This window comes from Streptomyces silvisoli, assembly GCF_029269905.1.
Classification (GTDB): Bacteria; Actinomycetota; Actinomycetes; order Streptomycetales; family Streptomycetaceae; genus Streptantibioticus_A; species Streptantibioticus_A silvisoli_A.
On sequence record NZ_JARJBC010000020.1, the window covers coordinates 131,156 to 149,880 of the forward strand.

Sequence of the window (18,725 nt, forward strand, 5' to 3'; positions counted from 1 at the left end):
CTGCCCGCGCACCCGCCCCTCACCGGAAACGGACCTGTGCGTACGTCAACACGAACGCCACCGCGGCGAGCGCCACGCTGACCCAGGCCACGCCCGTGTATCCCGCGCCCGCGTTGATGGCCGCTCCGCCCAGCCAAGGTCCCGCCGTGTTGCCGATGTTGAACGCGGCCGTGGTGGTCGCCCCGGCCAGCGTCGGCGCGGCGTTGGCGACGTTGAACATCCGCGCGTTGAGCGCGGGTGCGGCGGTGAACGCCGTCACGCCCAGCAGCAGCGACAGCGTCACCGCGGCCGCCGGTTGCCGCGCGGTCAGCGCGAGCGCCGCGAGTACCAGCGTCGTCGCGGCGATACCGCCCTTCAACGTGCCGAACAGCCGGGCGTCCGCTATCCGTCCGCCGAGCGCCGTGCCGATCAGCGCCCCTATGCCGAACAGCGCGAGGACCGTCGGCACCCAGCCCTCGTCCAGTCCCGCGGTCTCGGTGAGCAGCGGAGCGAGATAGCTGAAGGTGCAGAAGACGGCGGCCTGTACGAAGGCGGTGGTGGCGAGCGCCAGCCAGACGCTGCGGTCGCGGTAGATCCGCAGTTCGGTGCGCAGCCGCGGCGCGGTCCGCGGCCGCGGTACCCGGGGTACCAGCACGGCGACCCCGGCCATGCCGAGCACCGTCAGCCCGGCGACGGCCCAGAACGCGGCCCGCCAACCGGCGTGCTGGCCGAGGAACGTACCGGCCGGGACGCCCGCGATGTTGGCGATGCTCAGGCCGCCCACCATGACGGCCATCGCGCGGGCCCGGGCCTCGTACGGCACCATCGCCACCGCCACCGCCGCACCGACCGCCCAGAACCCGGCGCAGGCCAGTGCGCTGACGACGCGTGAGGCGAACAGCACGCCGTACGAGGGCGCGAGCGCGCCCGCCACCTGGCCGAGGCCGAACGCGCAGAGCAGCGCCAGCAGGGTGGTGCGGCGCGGCAGGCGCAGCGTTGACGCGGCCAGCAGCGGCGCGCCGACCACCATGCCGATGGCGAAGGCGGAGATCAGCAGTCCGGCCCGTGGGATGGAGACGCCGAGGTCGGCGGCGAGCGGTGGCAGCAGTCCGGAGAGCATGAACTCGGAAGTTCCCAGGGCGAACACGGACAGTCCGAGGACGTAGACCGCCACCGGCATGCGGACTCTGGTGTGGTCCACGGCGGTGTTCGGGAGCTGGTCGGTGGCTGTGGCGGTCGTGCGGTTGCCCTGGTCGTTCGACATGTTTCGTACAAGTGTCCAGGGGTGTTGGGCATTCCCGGGGTCAGGCGCTGATCAGTTGCAGTTCTGTTTCCAGGTTGTGGCGGGCGGTGCGCTCCCAGTGCCGCTCTCCGTACGGGGTGTGGAACAGCCTTGGCAGGGCGAGGAGTTGGCGCAGCGCGTCGGCCCGTCCGGCACGGAAGACCTCGTCCGGGACGAACCCGTACTCCTCGCGCACCGCCGCCGCGTAGGCGGCGTACTCGCGTGGCGCGCCGGCGAGCACCGCGAGGTCCGCGTCGCACAGCACCTCGCCGTCGCGGTCGCCGTCGGCTGGATCATGGCCGATGGTCAGCCGTACCAGGCGGGTGACCTCGGCGACCAGCGGATGCGGCAGCCCCGCTTCGGTGAGCGCGCGTTGCGCGAGGTCGGCGCTGCGCTCCTCGTTCTCGGAACGGTCGGGCCGGTAGACGGCGTCGTGGAACCACACGGCGAGCAGTACGGCGTCCGGATCGGAGGCGTACGAGGCGAGCGCCTCGGCGTGGTCGAGGGTCGCGATCAGGTGGTCGGTGGTGTGGTAGCGGCGCTGCGGCTCGGCCCAGCGGCCGAGCAGGTTCTCGCCGTACGGGACCGGGTCCGCGGTGCACCCGGCGTGCCGCAGCAGTGCCGTCCAGCGGGTGAGCAGAGTGTCGTACGAGGGGTGGCGGGGCGTCGGGGGCGTGGCCATGGTGCCCATTCTCGCCATTGTGGAGGGTCGTCTGGCAGTGCGAACGGCCGTGTGGCAGGCTGTGCTACATGTCTAGACCAATCTTCGAAGTGATCGCTCTGGGCGCCGACGACGCCGTCGCCGCAGAGGCCGGTGGGGCGGATCGCCTCGAACTTGTCACGGACATGGCCGCCGACGGCCTCACGCCGAGCCTGGAGACCTTCGCGGCGGTGCGGGCCGCGGTCGGCATTCCGGTGCGGGTGATGCTGCGGATGACGGACGGCTTCGGCGCTGGCGGTCCGCGCGACGTGGACGCGCTGTGCGTACGGGCGCGGGCGCTGCGGGCCGAGGGCGCCGATGAGTTCGTGCTGGGCTTCCTCGACCGGGACGGCGGCCCCGACATGGCGGCGGTACGGGCGCTGGTCGACGCCATCGAGGGGTCCCGTTGGACCTTCCACCGGGCCATCGACCGCGCGGCCGACCGCGACGCGCTGCGCAAGGCGCTCGCCGGGCTGCCCGGCCTGGACACCTATCTCACCGCGGGCTCCGCGCTCGGTGTGCCGGACGGCCTGCCGGTCCTGCGGGAGGAGGCGGCCAGGACCCGGGCCGCCGAGCCCGGCTACGAGCCCCGCCTGCTGGTGGGCGGCGGCCTGCGGGCGGCCCACCTGCCGTACCTGCGCGCCGCGGGTGTGGACGCCTTCCACGTCGGCGCCGCCGTCCGCCCCGGCGGTTGGTCGACCACGGTGGCACCGGAGGCGGTCCGCGAGTGGCGCGAAGCCCTCGACACCCCGGTGCCGGTCCCCTGAACAGGCAGGCGCAAAAGGCGGGCGGGTGGAAAAGCCCACGGCGGCGCCGCGCGCACCCATCGGGCCGTACCGCCCCGGGCACCCGCCCGGAACCTATGCGGCCAGTTGCTCCGGCAACGGGGCCGCATGCACAACGATCAACCCGGAAACCGCCCGGGTGAGGGCCACGTACAAGCGCCGCAGCCCGGTGCGCGCGTCCGGCTCGCCGTCGACGACGGCGGACGGCTCGTCCAGCACCACGTAGTCGTACTCAAGGCCCTTCGCCAGCGAAGCCGGTACCAGCGTGAGCCGGGCCTGCTCAGTGGTCTCCTCACCGGGCGAGAGGTACCGCACCCCGGCCGCGTCCAGCGCCGCGGCCAGCACCGGTACCCGGGCGTCGGCGGCGATCAGCCCGACAGAGCCCTCCCGCTCCAGCGACTCCCGGCCCGCCGCGAGCACCGCCGCGGTCAGTTCCTCCGCCGCCACCCGCCGTACCCGCAGGTCGCCCGGCGACTCCCGGACGGAGGTGGCCGGGGCCAGGTCCGGCGCGATGGCGGGCAGCAGCCGGGAGGCGTACGCGATCACCTCGCGGGGCACCCGGAACCCCCGGGTCAGCTCCTCGACGGTGGCATCCGGCTTGCCGAGATGCGTCAGCGCCTCCCGCCAACTCGCCGTCGCCCAGGGCGTGGTGCCCTGCGCGATGTCACCGAGCACGGTCGCGGAACCTGTGGTGCAGCGGCGGCCCACCGCGCGGTACTGCATGGGCGACAGGTCCTGCGCCTCGTCCAGCACGACATGGCCGAGCGAGGGCGTGCGCCGCACCAGGTCCATCGCCTCGTCCACCAGCACCGCGTCCGCCGCCGACCACGGCGCCGACTTCACCCCGCGCCCGGGCTTGGGCCAAAGGATCTCCTTCTGCTCGTCCTCGCTCAGCAGCCCGTCCGCGCACCGGGCCAGGAACTCCGGCTCGGACAGCAGCCGCAGCACGGTCCTGGCCGCGTCGACCGGCGGCCACATCGCCTTGGCCGCCGCCCTGACCGGCTGGGAGCGGGCCACCGCGTCCTGCACCCGGTCGTCCGGGGCCTCACCGGCCGCCTCCATCCGGGTCAGCACCGCGTGCGCGATGCGCTGCGGCAGCGCGTCGGCCGCCGCGCCGTAGCGGATGTCCCGGGCCCTCAACTCACCGAGGATCTCCTCCAGTTCATAGGCCGGGACGCGCCAGCGGCGGGAGCCGCGGACCACGACCACCGGTTCGGTCGGCGTGCTGATCCCGTCGCGCACCGCGCGGCGCAGCACCTCCGCCATCCGCACGTCGCCCTTGAGCCGGGCGGCCCGCGCGGTGTCGGTGGACCGCACCTCGACATGGGCCACCAGGTCGTCCACGGTGGCCTGTTTGACGTGCAACTCGCCCAGCGCCGGCAGGACCTGCTCGATGTAGTGCAGGAAGGAGCGGTTGGGGCCGACCACCAGCGTGCCGGTGCGGGCCAGCCGCTCGCGGTGCGCGTAGAGCAGGTACGCCACCCGGTGCAGGCCGACCGCGGTCTTCCCGGTGCCGGGCGCTCCCTGGACGCACACCGTGCCGCCGATCCCCGCCCGGACGATCTCGTCCTGCTCGGGCTGGATGGTGGCCACGATGTCCCGCATCGGGCCGACGCGCGGCCGCTCGATCTCGGCCTGGAGCAGCTTGCTGCCTGTGTCGGCCTCCGCGGGGTCGCTGAGGTGCTCGTCCTCGTAGGCCGTCAACCGGCCCCCGGTGTAACCGAATCGACGCCGCATCCCGATGTCCATCGGGTCCTTGCGCGAGGCCCGGTAGAACGGCTGGGAGACGGGGGCGCGCCAGTCGATGACCATCGGGTCGCCGTCCGCGTCGTGCACATGGCGGCGGCCGATGTAGAACCGCTCCCCTTCTGCGCCCTCCGCCCGGTCGGCGCCGGGGGCGTGCAGATAGTCGAGGCGGCCGAAGAACAGCGGGGTGTGCGCGAGGTCGGCGAGCGCCTCGATGCGCCGCTCGATCTGCTGCTGAAGCACCTCGGCGTTGACCCAGTTGGCGCTCACATCGCGGATGTCGAGTGACTCGGCGTCAGCGCGCATGGCACGGAGCGCGGCTCGGGACGCGGTGAGATGGGCGCGCTCACGGTCGAGCGGTTCTGTTGTGTCGATGGACACGGTGCTGTGCCTCCGGCGGTGCGCAGGGCAGACGTCCGTGGATGGACGTGACGTGTGGTGCGTGGCTGCCGACCGGTTGCCGTCCGGTCGGCGCGCTCCGGCGCGCGGACGGCGCGGAGGGGGCAAGACGCGCGATGTTACGCCGTCGGCCCTGGTGACGCGAATGGATTTCCGTGGGGTGTACATCCCGGGGCCCACCCCCTAGGGGCCGGTGTAGCCCTCGGGACTGACGGCCTGGGCCGATGGGCTGCGGGACGGGGACCGCTCGATCATCCTGCGGACCGATGTACGACAAGGGGGTGAAAACCTACCGTTGAGCTATGGCTACCACGACGTTCACCCCGATCCGGGGCAGCACCGCGATGGGGGCGGCGGACGCCCCCGAATCAGCTCGGCGCACTCATCCGCGCCACATCCTCGGCAGCACGATGCGCGCGATCGGCGTGTTCGCCGACACCGCCTTCCGCGTCGTCATCCTGGGCGGCGACGGCACCAGGCAGCCCGACCACGCCCCTCACGAACCGCAGCGTTCCGGTGACAAGCAGGAATAACCCCCGGTGAGCGGCATGTGCCGCTGAGCGTATGCCAACCACCGCCGGGTAGGGTCGCCGCCGGGGCGGACGGCGATCGAAGGGTGTGGCTTGGTGAGTACGACAACGGCTGCGCGCGGCGCGGACCGTACGAGGTGGGACGCGCAGCCGCTACGGGTGGCGCTGGCCGCCACTCCCCGGCGCCCGCTGATGCTCGCCACCGCGCTGCTCGCCGTCTCCCTCACCGCCTACGCCGGACTGTGCCTGGCGATGCGCTTCGAGATGGCCGACGCCATCGTCTACCGGGCCGAGGGCATGGCCGTCGCCACCGGCCACGGCCTGTACGACCTGCGGGTCACCGAGTGGAACCTGCCCGCCACCTATCCGCCCTTCGCCGCGATCCTGTTCGTGCCGACGTCATGGCTGCCGCTCGATGTGCTGCGGCTCGGCGTCACCGAGGTCAACGTCGCACTGCTGGCACTGCTGGCCCATCTGTCCTGCAGGTTCGTGGGCTGGCCGCGCCGGATGGAGCTGCGGCCGGTCGCGATCATCGTGGCGGTCGCGCTCGGGGTGTGGATCGAGCCGGTCTTCCAGACCTTCGTCTTCGGCCAGATCAACATCGCGCTGGCCTGCCTGGTCCTGTGGGACCTCTCGCGTCCGGACGGCGCCCGCGGCAAGGGGCTGGCGATCGGCGTCGCGGCCGGGATCAAGCTCACCCCGGCGCTGTTCGCCGTCTATCTGCTGCTGACCGGTCGGGCGCGGGCGGCGGCCATGTCGGCGGTGTCGTTCGCCGGGACGGTGCTGATCGGCTGGCTGGTGCTGCCGGGCGCCACCGTTGACTTCTGGACCCGGCGGATGTTCGAGACCGAGCGGGTCGGCAAGGTCTGGATCGTCGACAACCAGTCCCTACAGGGCCTGGTCGCCCGTCTGCTGCACACCCCGGACCCGGGCATGTGGTGGACCGTACCGGCGGCGCTCACCGCCGTCGCGGGGCTGCTGGTCTCGGTGCGCGCGGCGCGGCGCGGGCTGGAGACCTGGGGCGTGCTGTGCGCGGCGGTCACCGCGCTGCTGATCTCGCCGATCAGCTGGTCGCACCACTGGGTGTGGTGCGTACCGCTGATCGCCCTGCTGGCCGCCGAGGCGCACCGGGTGCGCTGGCGGTGGGTGGCGTTCGCGGCGGTGGTCGTCGGCTTCACGGCGCGCACGATGTGGATCGTGCACGCCCCGGGCGGCTATGTGCTGCACCTGCCGTGGTGGGCCCAACCCCTCGCGTCCCCCTACCCGTTGATGGGCCTGGCGTTCCTGGCGGTGACGGCGGTACGGGCCCGGCGCGCCGTGGCCTAGACCTCGTCGCCGGTGAGGATGTCGTCGGCGTCGGCGATGCGGTAGGCGTAGCCCTGTTCCGCCAGGAAGCGCTGGCGGTGCGCGGCGAAATCCTGGTCGATGGTGTCGCGGGCGACCACCGAGTAGAAGTGCGCCTTGTGCCCGTCGGCCTTCGGCCGCAGCACCCGGCCGAGCCGCTGCGCCTCCTCCTGCCGCGAACCGAAGGTGCCGGACACCTGGATGGCGACCGTCGCCTCCGGCAGGTCGATGGAGAAGTTCGCCACCTTGGAGACCACCAGCACGCTGATCTCGCCCGCCCGGAACGCGTCGAACAGCTTCTCGCGCTGCGCGTTGGTCGTCTCGCCCTTGATCACCGGCGCGTCCAGGTGCTCGCCCAACTCGTCGAGCTGGTCGATGTACTGCCCGATGACCAGCGTCTGCTGGCCCTTGTGCCTGGCCACCAGCGCCTCGATCACATGCCGCTTGGTGGCGGTCGTCGCGCAGTACCGGTACTTCTCGTCGGCCTCCGCCGTGGCGTACGCCAGCCGTTCGGAGTCGGTCAGGTTCACCCGGACCTCGACGCAGTCGGCGGGCGCGATGTAGCCCTGCGCCTCGATCTCCTTCCACGGCGCGTCGAACCGCTTCGGCCCGATCAGCGAGAACACGTCCGACTCCCGGCCGTCCTCCCGTACCAGCGTCGCGGTCAGCCCCAGTCGGCGGCGGGCCTGGAGATCGGCGGTGAACTTGAAGACCGGCGCGGGCAGCAGGTGCACCTCGTCGTAGACGATCAGGCCCCAGTCGCGGGAGTCGAACAGCTCAAGGTGCGGATAGACGCCCTTCCGCTTTGTCGTCAGCACCTGGTAGGTGGCGATGGTGACCGGCCGGATCTCCTTGCGGGTCCCGCTGTACTCGCCGATCTCGTCCTCGGTCAGCGAGGTGCGGCGCACCAGTTCGTGCTTCCACTGCCGCGCGGAGACCGTGTTGGTCACCAGGATCAGCGTGGTCGCCTTGGCCTCGGCCATCGCGCCCGCGCCCACCAGCGTCTTGCCCGCGCCGCACGGCAGCACGACAACGCCGGAGCCGCCGTGCCAGAAGCCCTGCACGGCCTGCTGCTGGTAGGGGCGCAGCGCCCAGCCGTCCTCCCGCAGCTCGATGGGGTGCGCCTCGCCGTCCACGTACCCGGCGAGGTCCTCGGCGGGCCAGCCGAGCTTCAGCAGCACCTGCTTGATCTGCCCGCGCTCCGACGGGTGCACCACCACGGTGTCCTCGTCGAGCCGGGCGCCGACCAGCGGATGGACCTTCTTGGACCGCAGCACCTCGTGCAGCACCGGCCGGTCGCTGGTCTCCAGCACCAGCCCGTGCGTGGGGTGCTTGACCAGCCGCAGCCGCCCGTACCGCGCCATGGTCTCGGCGACGTCGATCAGCAGCGCGTGCGGTACCGGGTACCGCGAGTACTTCACCAGCGCGTCCACGACCTGTTCGGCGTCATGCCCGGCGGCCCGTGCGTTCCACAGCCCGAGCGGTGTGACCCGGTAGGTGTGGATGTGCTCCGGCGCCCGCTCCAACTCGGCGAACGGCGCGATGGCCCGACGACACTCGTCCGCGCTCGGGTGATCCACCTCCAGCAGCAGCGTCTTGTCGCTCTGGACGATGAGAGGTCCGTTCAACGCCCTGGCCCTTCGCTCGTGGTACGGGGACAAGCCTCCAGTGTCGCGCATCCCGCGGGGAAACCGGGCGGTCGTTCCTCAGCGGACGTCCTCGGTGAGTTCGCAGACGCCGGTGATGCGGTGCAGGGCGTAGGTGCGGACCTCGTCGGTGGTGTGGTCGTAGGCGGTGACGAAGCCGCCCTCGACCTTGACCGGTTCGATGACGCGCTGGCTGGCGGCGCCGTCGGCGTTGACATAGCCGATCCACAGGGGTTCACCGGTGAGCACCGCGGCCTGCACGGTGGCCAGCGTCTCGGCCGAGGTGGTGCGGGGCAGCGCGGACCCGTGGGGGGCGGGCTGCGCGGCCGGCTTGCGGGGGGCGGTGGCCGCGCGGTCGCCGGCGCGGATCGCCTTGACCGCGGCCGCCAGCAGCGTCTGGTCCGGCCGCGGCGGCCCGTCCGGCACCGGGACGGGAGCGGCGCGCGGCGGGGTACGGCGGGCGTCGGCGCGGGTGATCAGCACATCGCCCTCGGCGGACTCCGCGGCGGGCGCGAAGCCCATGGTGCGCAACCGTTCCAGCAGGGTCACCGGCTCGGACTGGGCGGCCAGCACGGTCGGCGCCAGACGGCGCAGGCCGAGCCCGGCGGCCCGGCGGTCGGCGAGGATCTCGGAGAGCACCGCGTCGTCGTCGCAGCGCACGTACGCCGAGGCGGCACCGACCCGCAGTCGGCCGTGGCGGCGGGCCACGTCGTCGATCAGATAGCTGAGCGGCTGCGGCACCGGGGTGCGCGAGTGCGCCGCCAGAAAACCGTGCAGCTCGGCCGCGGTGCGCCCGGCGTCCAGCGCCCGCCGCACCGACTCCGGGGTGAACCGGTACACCGTCGCCCCGCCCTTGGACTCGACGTCGGCGAGCACCCCCAGCGTCTCGGCCAGCGCGGTGCGCAGCGGCCCGGGGGCGACCGCGGTCAGGTCGGCCTGGAGCAGTACGTGGTCCAGCGGCTCGGGCAGCAGCGGAGCCAGCCGCGCGGCGGCCGCGTCCGGATCGGTGAGCAGCTCGCGGCCGTGCCCGGACAGCGCGCCGCGGCCGGTCACGCCCAGCAACTCGGCCTCCTGGACGGTCCATTGGACGAGCCGCGCCCGCAGTTCGTCCAACGCCGCGCCACCGCGCAGCGGGCGCTCCCAGCGCAGCCGGGCCAGCAGGTCCTCCGGCCGGGCGGAGGCGCCGTCCGGCGCCCCGGCGAGCAGCTCCAGCACCCGGCGCCGCACCCCGGGCGCCAACGAGCGGTCCAGGTCCGGGCCGAGTGCGGCCAGCGTGCGGCCCTTGGCGTCCCGGCTGCCGACCAGGCCCGGGGCGCGGGTCGCCGCCAGCCACGCGGCGGCCAGCCTCGCCCAGCGGTCCTCGGTGGGCAGCCGCAGCCACTCGTCGTAGCCGGGCGTCGGCGCGTACGCCTCATCCACCTCGCCGTCGGAGGCCACCAGGCCCGCGGCGTACGCGGTCTCCAGCCAGAACGCGGCCAGTTCCTCGGTGGTGTCCAGCGCGGCCGCGGTGCGCTTGAGGTCCCGGACGCTCATGCCGCCCGCCCGCAGCACCAAGGGGCCGCCGGTGTCCCAGCCCTTGACCAGTTCCTCGACGGTGCGCACCGCGGTGAACGCCTCACCGGCCGCGGTGCCGTCGACCACCTGCGCGTCGTACCGCGCGTGCGGCGGCACCTCGGGCGGCAGCGGCTGCGGCGAGCGGTGCGCGCGCCCGCCGCGCAGCCGTAGCGCGGTCTCGCGCGGCAGCAGCACGGTGTGCGGCCCGGCGGGCAGCAGTACGCCGCGGGCCAGCAGCCACTGCACGGGGGTCTCGGCGGTGGCCGCCCGCACCGGTTCCGCGGCCAGTGCCACCTCGCCGTAGGGCGGACCCCACATCAGCTTGTCCAGCACCGCCCGCGCCCCCTCGGGAGCCTCGGCGAGCAGCGCGGCAAGCCGCTCCCGGTCCGAGAACAGCGCGGTGAGCGCCGCGACCGCGCTCACCGGATCGTGGGTGGCGGGCAGCCCGGCGTCGGCCACGATCTGCTGCAGGCGGCCGGGCGACATGCCCGCCGCGGCCTCGGCGACCGTCGGGCCCAGGCCGGTCGGCGAGGGTGCGGCGGGGGAGGGGGCGAGCAGGTCACGGGCGGTGCGCACCAGCCGCAGCCGGTCGTCTCCGCCCCACACCAGCGCGTTCGTCCGCAGCGTGGCCACCGCCGCGGGCAGCGCCGCCGCGATCTCCTGCGAACCCTCGTCGCCGGTCAGCAGCGCGCACAGGGTGTCGTACGGGCAGGGGTCGGGGGCGACCGCCAGCGCCTCGACGGTCTGCAGCGCGAACCGGTCGAGGTGCTCCAGAGCGCGCACCACCGATGCCCGGGTCCCGGCCCTGGTGGCCAGTTGGGTGAGGTCGCCGGGCACCGGGTTGACCAGGTCGGGGCGGGCCAGCAGCAGCGCCGCCACGGCGTCGTCGCCCCGCGCGCGCAGATCCTCCGCGAGGGTGCGCGGGCCCGAACCCGCGCCTGTCCCTTCGACGCCGCTCGCCACGCGCACCTCCCGATTCCGCTCGGTGGTCATCGATCCGCCGTCGGGGGTCGGTCACCCAAACCCTGGGGCGGTCATCCGTCCCACATTAGGGCCTGATCCTCTGAACTTGTGTGGTGTCCGCGACAGGGCGGGTAGTGCTCACCGTATCCACGGTGCGCCCTGCGACCCGCAGGGCGTCGGCGGTACGGTCAACGGGCCGGGCAGGACAGCGCGTTGGGCGGTGAACGGGATGGGCATCGAGAGCGACAAACTCGTCTTCGACTATCTGAGCCGGGTCGGCGATCTCGCCCAGACCGCCATGGGCTCGGCCGATCGCATGAGACTCGTCGCCCAACTGCGGGGCGACATCGACCGCCAGCGCGGCGGTGGCGACAGCGAGGCCGCGGTACGGCGCATCCTGGGCAAGCTCGGCACCCCGGACGAGGTGGTGCAGGCGGCCGCCCGGCAGAGCTCGGGCACGGTGCCGAGGGCGCGCACCGAGGAGCCGGTGGCGGCGCCCGCGCCGGGTGCCGTCGACACGGTCAGCCTGGACAAGGCGCCCGCCGGGGACGCGGGGCCCGACGAGTGGTGGCGGGTGCCGGCCGGTGACGAGCGCACCGAAGGCGGCGGGATACGCGGGCTGAGCACCAACGAGGTGCTCGCCGGATGGTCCGGCGGCCTGCTGCCGCCCGAGCCCGACGACGAGCCCGCCGCGCCGGCCGAGGAGGCCGGGGTCGAGGCGGCCGAGGCCGTTGAGGCCGCTCCGCGCCGGTTCCGGTTCCGGCTGCGCCGGGCGGGGGCGGCGGGCGCGGGGGAGGCGGGCGCCCGGCGGCGGCTGCCGGTGGGGCCCCTGGAACTGCTGGCCGCGCTGGCACTGGTGGCCGGGGTGGTGCTGGGCAACTGGCTGGCCCTGGGCGGCGGTTGGCTGCTGGCGTACTTCACGCACGGCATCGGCCGCAGGCAGGCGAAGTTCGCCGCGCTCGGTGTGCCGGGACTGGTCGTGCTGGGGGAGCTGGTCTGGCTGTGGGGCCGCACGGACCGGCGCTGGGGCGGCCCGCTCGCCGCCAACCAGCTGGGGCAGGCCATCACCGCCGACTTTCCGATGACGGTGAAGGTCGCAGCGCTGGGCACGGCAGTGTTCCTGCTGTGGCGTAGTGCGCGGCGCTGAGTGGTGCCTTTTCAGCGGACGTTTCGGGTTGTGCCGGGTCGCGGTGGGCTCGGGACCGCCGGGCCGCGCCGTCGCGGTCGCTCGCCGGCACGGCGGAGAGTTGTCGCCCCCGAAACCTGGAGTTCCGCCGCTCCCGTCACAATGGTCGGCATGGCCTCGCGTGCGATAACGGTCGGATTCGACCTCGACATGACCCTGATCGACTCCCGGCCGGGCATCAAGGCCGCGTACGACCAGCTCTCCCGTGAGACGGGCCGGTACATCGACTCGGACCTGGCGATCACCCGGCTCGGCCCGCCGCTCGACGTGGAGCTGGCGCACTGGTTTCCCCCCGAGCAGATGGCCGACGCCACCGAGCGGTACCGGGCGCTCTACGTCGAGCACGCCATCGCGCCCACCCCGGCCATGCCCGGCGCCCGTGCGGCCATCGACGCGGTACGGCGGGCGGGCGGGCGGGCCATCGTCGTCACGGCCAAGCACCAGCCCAACGCCGAACTGCACCTGAAGCACCTGGGCATCGAGCCGGACGCGCTGATCGGCTGGCTGTGGGCCGAGGCCAAGGCGGAGGCGCTGCGCGAGCACGGCGCGTCGGTCTACGTGGGCGATCACACCGGAGATGTACGCGGCGCCCGTACCGCGGGCGCGCTGTCCGTCGCGGTGTCCACCGGCCCGTGCGACGCCGACGAGTTGCGCGCCGCGGGTGCCGACGTACTGCTGGGCGATCTGACGGAGTTCCCCGCCTGGTTCGACGGTTATGCGGCGAAGGCTGCCGGTTAGGCGCTGCGAGCCGGAGGCCTCAGTTGGGGGTGGCGGTGGCTGACAGGCGGGTCTGGCGCCGCTGGGCGAGTGCCGAACGCAGCAGCCCGGTCAGCGCCAACAGGAAGCCGACTCCCATCAGCATGCACACCAGATACGCGGCCGTCGGCAGCGGATGAGTGCCGATGAACAGCGGCGTAATGGTGGCGAGCGTCGCGAGCGCGCCAATGATGAACACGATCGCGCCGATCCGCACCAGCAGATCACCAGGCATACGGGTTTCACTAGTCACCTCACCAGGGTAGGTCGCGCAAGAGGTGTCACAGGATCGGGGCCTGGGCGTCTTGTCACCCACCCGCTGACCATTAGCCTGGTGACAGGCGGGTCTTCAGGGGGCCCGCTGCACTGCTATGCGGGCTACCCGGAGTCGGCGACGACTCCGTTCCGGGCGGCGGTGCTCGAAACGGATTTTCTCCACCAGACGAGGACGAGGTCGGACGTGCCAACCGGCAAGGTCAAGTGGTTCAACAGCGAGAAGGGCTTCGGCTTTCTCTCCCGCGACGACGGCGGTGACGTCTTCGTGCACTCGTCCGTCCTCCCCGCCGGGGTGGACTCGCTCAAGCCCGGCCAGCGAGTGGAGTTCGGGGTCGTCGCGGGCCAGCGCGGAGACCAGGCGCTCTCGGTGACGGTGCTGGACCCGGCGCCTTCGGTGGCCGCCGCACAACGCCGCAAGCCGGACGAGCTGCTGCCGATCGTGCAGGACGTCACCACCCTGTTGGAGGAAGTGGCCCGATCGCTGCAGCGCGGCCGCTACCCGGAGAAGGCCCACGGCCGCAAGATCGCGGGCGTACTGCGCGCGGTCGCCGACCAGCTGGACGTCTGAGCCCCGGCCCGGGCAAACACGCCAGAACGGCCGCCCGCCGAACCGGCGGGCGGCCGAAGGCGCTATGCCGGGAAGTCGAGCGCGTCGGGGGCGAGGGGCGGTACCAGTCCCTCGCTCGCCGCACGCGTGAGCAGTCCGCGCACCGCCGCGTAGCCGTCCTCGCCCAGGTCGTCGGTGAAGTCGTTCACGTACAGCCCGATGTGCTGGTCCGCGACCGACTCGTCCATCTCCTGCGCGTGCGAGAGCACATAGCCGCGCGAGGCCGCCGGATCGTCCCAGGCCATCCGCACCGAGGTACGGGCGGCTTCGGCGATGCGCCGCAGCGTGGGCGCGCCCAGTGACCGCTTGGCGATGATCGCGCCGAGCGGGATCGGCAGCCCGGTGGTCTTCTCCCAGTGCTCGCCCATGTCGGCCAGGCAGCTCAGCCCGTAGTCCTGGTAGGTGAAGCGGGCCTCGTGGATCACCAGGCCGGCGTCCACCCGGCCGTCCCGCACCGCGGGCATGATCTCGTGGAACGGCAGCACCTCGATCCGGCCGACCCCGCCGGGCACCTCGCTGGCCGCCCACAGCCGGAACAGCAGGTACGCGGTGGACCGTTCGCTCGGCACCGCCACCGTCCGCCCGGCGAGGTCCGCGGGCGAGCCCGCCTCCCGGGTCAGCACCAGCGGCCCGCAGCCGCGGCCGAGCGCACCGCCGCACGGCAGGAGCGCGTACTCGCCGAGCACCCACGGCAGTACGGCGTAGGAGACCTTGAGGACGTCCAACTCGCCGCGCTCCGCCATCCCGTTGGTGATGTCGATGTCGGCGAACGTCACGTCGAGCGGCGGCGCGTCGGGCACCCGGCCGTGCGCCCAGGCGTGGAAGACGAAGGTGTCGTTGGGGCAGGGCGAATAGGCGATCTTGAGCGGGTCAGCCATCGCTGGCGGCCTCCGATTCCAGTACGGGTACGAGTGCGCGGAAGGCCTCGGTCAGCGCGGCCAGCGCGTCACCGATCCGCCAGGCGGCGCGGTCCCGTGGACCCACCGCGTTCGACACCGTACGGATCTCCAGCACCGGTACCCCGTGCCCGGCCGCCGCCTCCGCCACACCGAACCCCTCCATCGCCTCGGCCAGCGCGGTGGGGTGACGATCCATCAGTTCCGCTGTGGTCCCGGCGGTGCCGGTGACGGTGGAGACGGTCAGCGCGGTACCGTATCCGGCGCCGAGCGCGTCGGCAACGGCGCGGGAGAGCCGCGCGGGCGGCAGATGGCGTGCGGTGCCGAAGCCCAAGTCGGTTACGGGGACGAACCCTTCGGCCGTCTCGGCGCCCAGGTCGGCGGCGACGATCGCGTCCGCGACCACGGTCGACCCGATGGGCGCGGCGGGCTGGAACCCGCCGCCGATGCCCGCCGAGACCACCAGGTCGTACGGCTCCCCGGCGAGCCGCGCCGCGGTCAGCGCGGTCGCGGTCCCGGCCGCGGCGGCGGCCTGGCCCACCCCGGCGTCCAGCAGGTCCACCCGGCCGGCGCCCTGCGCACCGAACCGGTCCATGGCCAGCCGCAGCAGCGAGTAGCCGCCGGGCAGCGGGCGTTGCAGCCCGACGTTGGCGTCACCCGTCTCCCGCGCCTGGTTGGCGGCGTGCAGCCCGCGGGCGGCGGCATCGCGCTCCGCCGCCACCGCGGTCACCACGAGCAGCCGCACGGCGTCAGTCCGCCAGCTCCAGCTTGACGTTCCACACCCCGGCGGCGCCGCCCTTGCCGGAGACCTCCACGATGCTCAGGTTGGCGGTCTTGGAGGACTGGCCGCTCTGCTGGTCGACGAAGAGGACGCTGGGGTTGGCGAAGGTGTAGTACGTCTGGTTCTTGAGGACGTCGCTCTTCTGGCCCGTGGCGGTCAGGACGACCCAGCCCTTGTCGGCGATGGCCGGGTCGACCCCGATGTGCACCTTGTCCGTGGCGTGCACCTTGACGGTCTGCTCGGGCGCCTTGTTCAGGCAGGACGACAGGTCGCTCAGCGCCTTACCGCCGTTGTAGCAGGACGCTTCCGTGTGCGCGGAGGTCGAGCCGACGGTGACGGTCGCCAGCGGGGTCGGCTTGGTGCAGGCGGAGAGGGCGAACAACCCAAGGGCAACCGCCCCCACGGCGGTGGCACTGCGGCGAATGGTCATGACGCTGAGGCTACCGGGCGCCCTGGTTCACGCCGCGCGCGGGTGCGGCGTGCCGCGTCTGGCCGCCGCCAGCAGGCCGCGGACGGTCGCCGCGGCGGCCACCCCGAGCAGCCCGGCGCCCACCGCCAGACCCAGTACGCCGTTGAGCGGCAGCACGATACCGAGGCCGCCGCCGAGCACCCAGGCCAGTTGCAGCACGGTCTCCGAACGGGCGAACGCCGAGGTGCGCACCTCCTCCGGAACGTCCCGCTGGATCAGCGCGTCCAGCGACAACTTGCCCAGCGCCTGGGTCAGTCCGGTGGTCGCCGCCGCGAGGGCCACCGCCACCACCCCGTAGCCGATCGCGGCGAACACCAGCACGCCGAGCGCCACCAGCAGCACGGTCGTGATGATCACCTCGGGCGCCCGGGTGCGCAACCACGCGCCGAGCACATTGCCCAGGGCGTTCCCGCCGCCCGCCGCCACCGCCACCAGACCCAGCGCCACAGCGGGGCTCAGCCCGCCGGGCGGATGCTCGCGCAGCACGAACGCCAGGAAGAAAGTGAGCAGCCCGGACAGCCCGCGCAGCGCGCAGTTCGCCTGCAGCGCGTACAGCACCGACACGCCGACGGTACGCAACCCCGGGCGCCGGACCGTCTTGCCGGTCGGTGTGTCCTCGCGGTGCAGCGAGGCCTTGCGCTCGCCCTTGGCCGAGTCCACGTGCGGCGGCAGCGAGAAGCACCAGAACGCCCCGGCCGAGAAGATCGCGAACGCCCCGTACAACGGCCAGGCGGGCCCGATCAGATGCAGCAGCGCGCCGAACGGCGCGGCGAGCGCGGTCGCCAGCAGCCCGGAGAGCGTCATCCTGGAGTTCGCCTTGACCAAGGAGATCCGCGGCGGCAGCAGCCGCGGTACGACGGCGCTGCGCACCACGCCGTTCGCCTTGGACGCCACCAGCACGCCGAGCGCCGCCGGATACAGTCCGAGCCCGGCGGTCGACACCACGGAGGCCATCGCCCACGCCAGCACCGCGCGGGCCAGCATCGAACCCGCCATCGCCGCGCGGCGGCCGTGCGGAATGGAGTCCAGCAACGGCCCGATCACCGGGGCGAGCAGGGTGAACGGCGCCATGGTGACCAGCAGGTACAGCGCCACCCGGCCGCGCGCCTCGCCGGCCGGCACCGAGAAGAACACGGTGCTGGCCAGCGCGATCGTGATCATCATGTCGCCCGCGGAGCTGACCGCCTGCAACTCCAGCAGCTTCGCCAGCCCGGTCTCGCCCGCGCCCTGCGCGTGCGTCACCCTGCGCACCGCCGACCGCACACCGCCTCCCAGCCGCGCCGTTCCGTGCGCGACGGCCCGGCCGACCCGACGCATCGGCCCGGCCGTGAAGCGGCGTAGGGCACCCACGAATGCCATCCTGCCCCCAACACCGGCCCCGCATGGCCGTTCTCGCCGCCGCCCACCGGATGTCCCCGCTGACGGCGGTACGGCGGGGCGGTGCCGGTGGGCGCCGACGCGCCGCCGGGCGCCGTGCGGGACGGGTCGGACGGACCCCTGACTTCCCGCCGGGACCGCGGACGGGTAGCGTGCCCCACGCGCCGTCACCGGCACTTCCTCGCCGCGCGCTGCCGACCGATCCCGCAGAATGGGAACCAAGTCGGTGCGCCCGAGGACGGATGGGCGGACGTCGACGCGGTCCTCTGGTCCGCTCCGTCCCGCTCGACCTCTGGTCGGCGCACCCGTGAGACGGCGTAGGAGAGAATCGATTCTTGTGAGTGCTGCGATGCGAAGCCGGACACCGGACCGCCTGTGCGCCGAGGCGGTTGACCTCGCCCGCGTGGCGGCCGAGGAACTCGCCGGGGCGGAGGCCGTCGGTGAGCACCTCGGGGCCGTGGCCGAGGGGGACCGCGTCGTCACGCACTCCTTCGCCTGCCAGGACCCCGCGTACCGCGGTTGGCGGTGGGCGGTCACCGTGACCCGCGCCTCCCGTGCGAAGGCCGTCACGCTCGACGAGACGGTACTGCTGCCCGACGCGGACGCGCTACTGGCCCCCGAGTGGGTGCCGTGGAGCGAACGGCTGCGCCCGGGCGACATGGGTCCCGGCGACCTGCTGCCCACCGAGGCGGACGACCCGCGGCTGGAACCCGGCTGGCTGGCCGACGAGGAGGCGCCGGTCGACTCGGCGGTCTCGCCGGTCGCCGAGGACCTCGCGGAACTGGCGGAGGCCGAGGACGCGGATGTGACGGCCACTGCGCCCGCGGCGCTGCCCACCGCCCCGGCCCGCGGCAGCATCTCCGCCGTCGCCGAGGAACTGGGCCTGCGGCGCGCGCGGGTGCTCTCCCGGTACGGCCTGGAGGCCGCCGCGGCCCGCTGGTACGAGAAGTTCGGCCCTAACACCCCCATGGCCCAGGCCGCGCCCGCACCGTGCGTCAGCTGCGGCTTCCTGCTGCCGATCGCGGGCTCGCTACGGCAGGCGTTCGGCATCTGCGCCAACGAGTTCAGCCCCGCCGACGGCCATGTCGTCTCCCTCGCCTACGGCTGCGGCGGCCACTCCGAGGCGGCGGTCATGCCGCGGCCGCCCCGCCCGGCTCCCCCGGTCCTGGACGAGATGAACGCCGAGCCCCTGCCGCTCCACCCCGCCCGCCCCTCGGGCTCCGTGGAGCCCGAGGGCCCGACAGAGGAGCTGGGCCACTCGTAAGCCCCCAGTCGCGGCGGTCGGCGACCGCCGGTGTCCGCCGCGCCGGTTCCGCGCCGCGGCGGCGAGCACCCCGACGGCGCGGCCCACCGCACCGAGCCCGGCACCCGGAACCGGACGCACAGCCCCGGCGGGGTTCGGGGCGGAGCGTCGAGGGGTTCGGGGGCGGAGCCCCGAGGGGTGGGCGG

The 18,725-nt window shown here is 73.6% G+C and carries 17 protein-coding genes; 7 read left to right on the forward strand and 10 right to left on the reverse strand.

The window, feature by feature from the left end:
- Positions 1 to 19: 19 nt before the first annotated feature.
- Positions 20 to 1,159, reverse strand: coding sequence for a Cmx/CmrA family chloramphenicol efflux MFS transporter (locus P3G67_RS27240; protein WP_276095874.1), 1,140 nt, complete (start codon positions 1,157 to 1,159; stop codon positions 20 to 22).
- Between the two features lie 124 nt (positions 1,160 to 1,283).
- Positions 1,284 to 1,943 (reverse strand): HD domain-containing protein, encoded by a 660-nt coding sequence (locus P3G67_RS27245; protein ID WP_276095861.1) that lies wholly within the window; start codon positions 1,941 to 1,943, stop codon positions 1,284 to 1,286.
- A gap of 68 nt (positions 1,944 to 2,011) precedes the next feature.
- Between P3G67_RS27245 and P3G67_RS27250 the strand changes: the two genes are divergently transcribed.
- The gene (locus tag P3G67_RS27250; protein ID WP_276095862.1) at positions 2,012 to 2,728 is read left to right on the forward strand and encodes a copper homeostasis protein CutC; all 717 of its coding nucleotides are present in this window, start codon (positions 2,012 to 2,014) and stop codon (positions 2,726 to 2,728) included.
- Between the two features lie 93 nt (positions 2,729 to 2,821).
- Here P3G67_RS27250 and P3G67_RS27255 read toward each other — a convergent pair whose 3' ends face one another.
- Positions 2,822 to 4,873, reverse strand: a complete 2,052-nt coding sequence (locus P3G67_RS27255; protein ID WP_276095863.1) for a HelD family protein — start codon at positions 4,871 to 4,873, stop codon at positions 2,822 to 2,824.
- A gap of 320 nt (positions 4,874 to 5,193) precedes the next feature.
- On the opposite strand from P3G67_RS27255, the gene P3G67_RS27260 reads away from it, so the two are divergent.
- Positions 5,194 to 5,424, forward strand: coding sequence for a hypothetical protein (locus P3G67_RS27260; RefSeq protein ID WP_269855591.1), 231 nt, complete (start codon positions 5,194 to 5,196; stop codon positions 5,422 to 5,424).
- 93 nt (positions 5,425 to 5,517) lie between these two features.
- Positions 5,518 to 6,747, forward strand: coding sequence for a glycosyltransferase 87 family protein (locus tag P3G67_RS27265; protein WP_391858358.1), 1,230 nt, complete (start codon positions 5,518 to 5,520; stop codon positions 6,745 to 6,747).
- On the opposite strand, the gene P3G67_RS27270 is transcribed toward P3G67_RS27265, so the two are convergent.
- Positions 6,744 to 8,393: a DNA repair helicase XPB gene (locus tag P3G67_RS27270; protein ID WP_269855592.1), complete on the reverse strand. Its 1,650-nt coding sequence runs from the start codon at positions 8,391 to 8,393 to the stop codon at positions 6,744 to 6,746. The genes P3G67_RS27265 and P3G67_RS27270 overlap by 4 nt on opposite strands.
- A 78-nt stretch (positions 8,394 to 8,471) precedes the next feature.
- Positions 8,472 to 10,958 (reverse strand): helicase C-terminal domain-containing protein, encoded by a 2,487-nt coding sequence (locus tag P3G67_RS27275; RefSeq protein WP_276095864.1) that lies wholly within the window; start codon positions 10,956 to 10,958, stop codon positions 8,472 to 8,474.
- 199 nt (positions 10,959 to 11,157) lie between these two features.
- Between P3G67_RS27275 and P3G67_RS27280 the strand changes: the two genes are divergently transcribed.
- Together P3G67_RS27280 and P3G67_RS27285 are read left to right on the forward strand one after the other, a co-directional pair.
- Entirely contained in the window at positions 11,158 to 12,075 is a 918-nt protein-coding gene (locus P3G67_RS27280; protein ID WP_276095865.1) for a hypothetical protein, read from the forward strand.
- 141 nt (positions 12,076 to 12,216) lie between these two features.
- Positions 12,217 to 12,852 (forward strand): HAD family hydrolase, encoded by a 636-nt coding sequence (locus P3G67_RS27285; RefSeq protein ID WP_391858359.1) that lies wholly within the window; start codon positions 12,217 to 12,219, stop codon positions 12,850 to 12,852.
- Positions 12,853 to 12,871: 19 nt separating this feature from the next.
- Here the strand turns inward: P3G67_RS27285 and P3G67_RS27290 are convergent, their stop codons facing one another.
- Entirely contained in the window at positions 12,872 to 13,123 is a 252-nt protein-coding gene (locus P3G67_RS27290) for a hypothetical protein (RefSeq protein ID WP_391858360.1), read from the reverse strand.
- A gap of 207 nt (positions 13,124 to 13,330) precedes the next feature.
- On the opposite strand from P3G67_RS27290, the gene P3G67_RS27295 reads away from it, so the two are divergent.
- Complete coding sequence (locus P3G67_RS27295) at positions 13,331 to 13,714, forward strand: cold-shock protein (protein WP_269855595.1); 384 nt, start codon at positions 13,331 to 13,333, stop codon at positions 13,712 to 13,714.
- Between the two features lie 62 nt (positions 13,715 to 13,776).
- Here the strand turns inward: P3G67_RS27295 and P3G67_RS27300 are convergent, their stop codons facing one another.
- From P3G67_RS27300 to P3G67_RS27315, 4 genes are read right to left on the reverse strand one after another with little or no spacing between them, the layout of a single operon-like run.
- On the reverse strand, positions 13,777 to 14,631 hold the full coding sequence (locus P3G67_RS27300) for a 1,4-dihydroxy-6-naphthoate synthase (RefSeq protein ID WP_276095866.1): 855 nt from the start codon (positions 14,629 to 14,631) through the stop codon (positions 13,777 to 13,779).
- Complete coding sequence (locus tag P3G67_RS27305; protein WP_276095867.1) at positions 14,624 to 15,394, reverse strand: futalosine hydrolase; 771 nt, start codon at positions 15,392 to 15,394, stop codon at positions 14,624 to 14,626. The genes P3G67_RS27300 and P3G67_RS27305 overlap by 8 nt, the downstream gene beginning before the upstream one ends.
- 4 nt (positions 15,395 to 15,398) lie before the next feature.
- Entirely contained in the window at positions 15,399 to 15,860 is a 462-nt protein-coding gene (locus P3G67_RS27310) for a hypothetical protein (RefSeq protein ID WP_269855598.1), read from the reverse strand.
- Positions 15,861 to 15,887: 27 nt separating this feature from the next.
- Positions 15,888 to 17,258 (reverse strand): MFS transporter, encoded by a 1,371-nt coding sequence (locus P3G67_RS27315; RefSeq protein WP_276095868.1) that lies wholly within the window; start codon positions 17,256 to 17,258, stop codon positions 15,888 to 15,890.
- A 367-nt stretch (positions 17,259 to 17,625) separates the two neighbouring features.
- On the opposite strand from P3G67_RS27315, the gene P3G67_RS27320 reads away from it, so the two are divergent.
- The gene (locus P3G67_RS27320; protein WP_269855600.1) at positions 17,626 to 18,540 is read left to right on the forward strand and encodes a DUF3027 domain-containing protein; all 915 of its coding nucleotides are present in this window, start codon (positions 17,626 to 17,628) and stop codon (positions 18,538 to 18,540) included.
- Positions 18,541 to 18,725: the final 185 nt, after the last annotated feature.

Coding starts and splice junctions, on each gene's coding strand:
- P3G67_RS27240 (WP_276095874.1), bottom strand. CDS start 1,159: ATGCCGGTGGCGGTCTACGTCCTCGGACTGTCCGTGTTCGCCCTGGGA.
- P3G67_RS27300 (WP_276095866.1), bottom strand. CDS start 14,631: ATGGCTGACCCGCTCAAGATCGCCTATTCGCCCTGCCCCAACGACACC.
- P3G67_RS27275 (WP_276095864.1), bottom strand. CDS start 10,958: ATGACCACCGAGCGGAATCGGGAGGTGCGCGTGGCGAGCGGCGTCGAA.
- P3G67_RS27320 (WP_269855600.1), top strand. CDS start 17,626: ATGCGAAGCCGGACACCGGACCGCCTGTGCGCCGAGGCGGTTGACCTC.
- P3G67_RS27280 (WP_276095865.1), top strand. CDS start 11,158: ATGGGCATCGAGAGCGACAAACTCGTCTTCGACTATCTGAGCCGGGTC.
- P3G67_RS27310 (WP_269855598.1), bottom strand. CDS start 15,860: ATGACCATTCGCCGCAGTGCCACCGCCGTGGGGGCGGTTGCCCTTGGG.
- P3G67_RS27285 (WP_391858359.1), top strand. CDS start 12,217: ATGGTCGGCATGGCCTCGCGTGCGATAACGGTCGGATTCGACCTCGAC.
- P3G67_RS27245 (WP_276095861.1), bottom strand. CDS start 1,943: ATGGCCACGCCCCCGACGCCCCGCCACCCCTCGTACGACACTCTGCTC.
- P3G67_RS27250 (WP_276095862.1), top strand. CDS start 2,012: ATGTCTAGACCAATCTTCGAAGTGATCGCTCTGGGCGCCGACGACGCC.
- P3G67_RS27315 (WP_276095868.1), bottom strand. CDS start 17,258: ATGGCATTCGTGGGTGCCCTACGCCGCTTCACGGCCGGGCCGATGCGT.
- P3G67_RS27260 (WP_269855591.1), top strand. CDS start 5,194: ATGGCTACCACGACGTTCACCCCGATCCGGGGCAGCACCGCGATGGGG.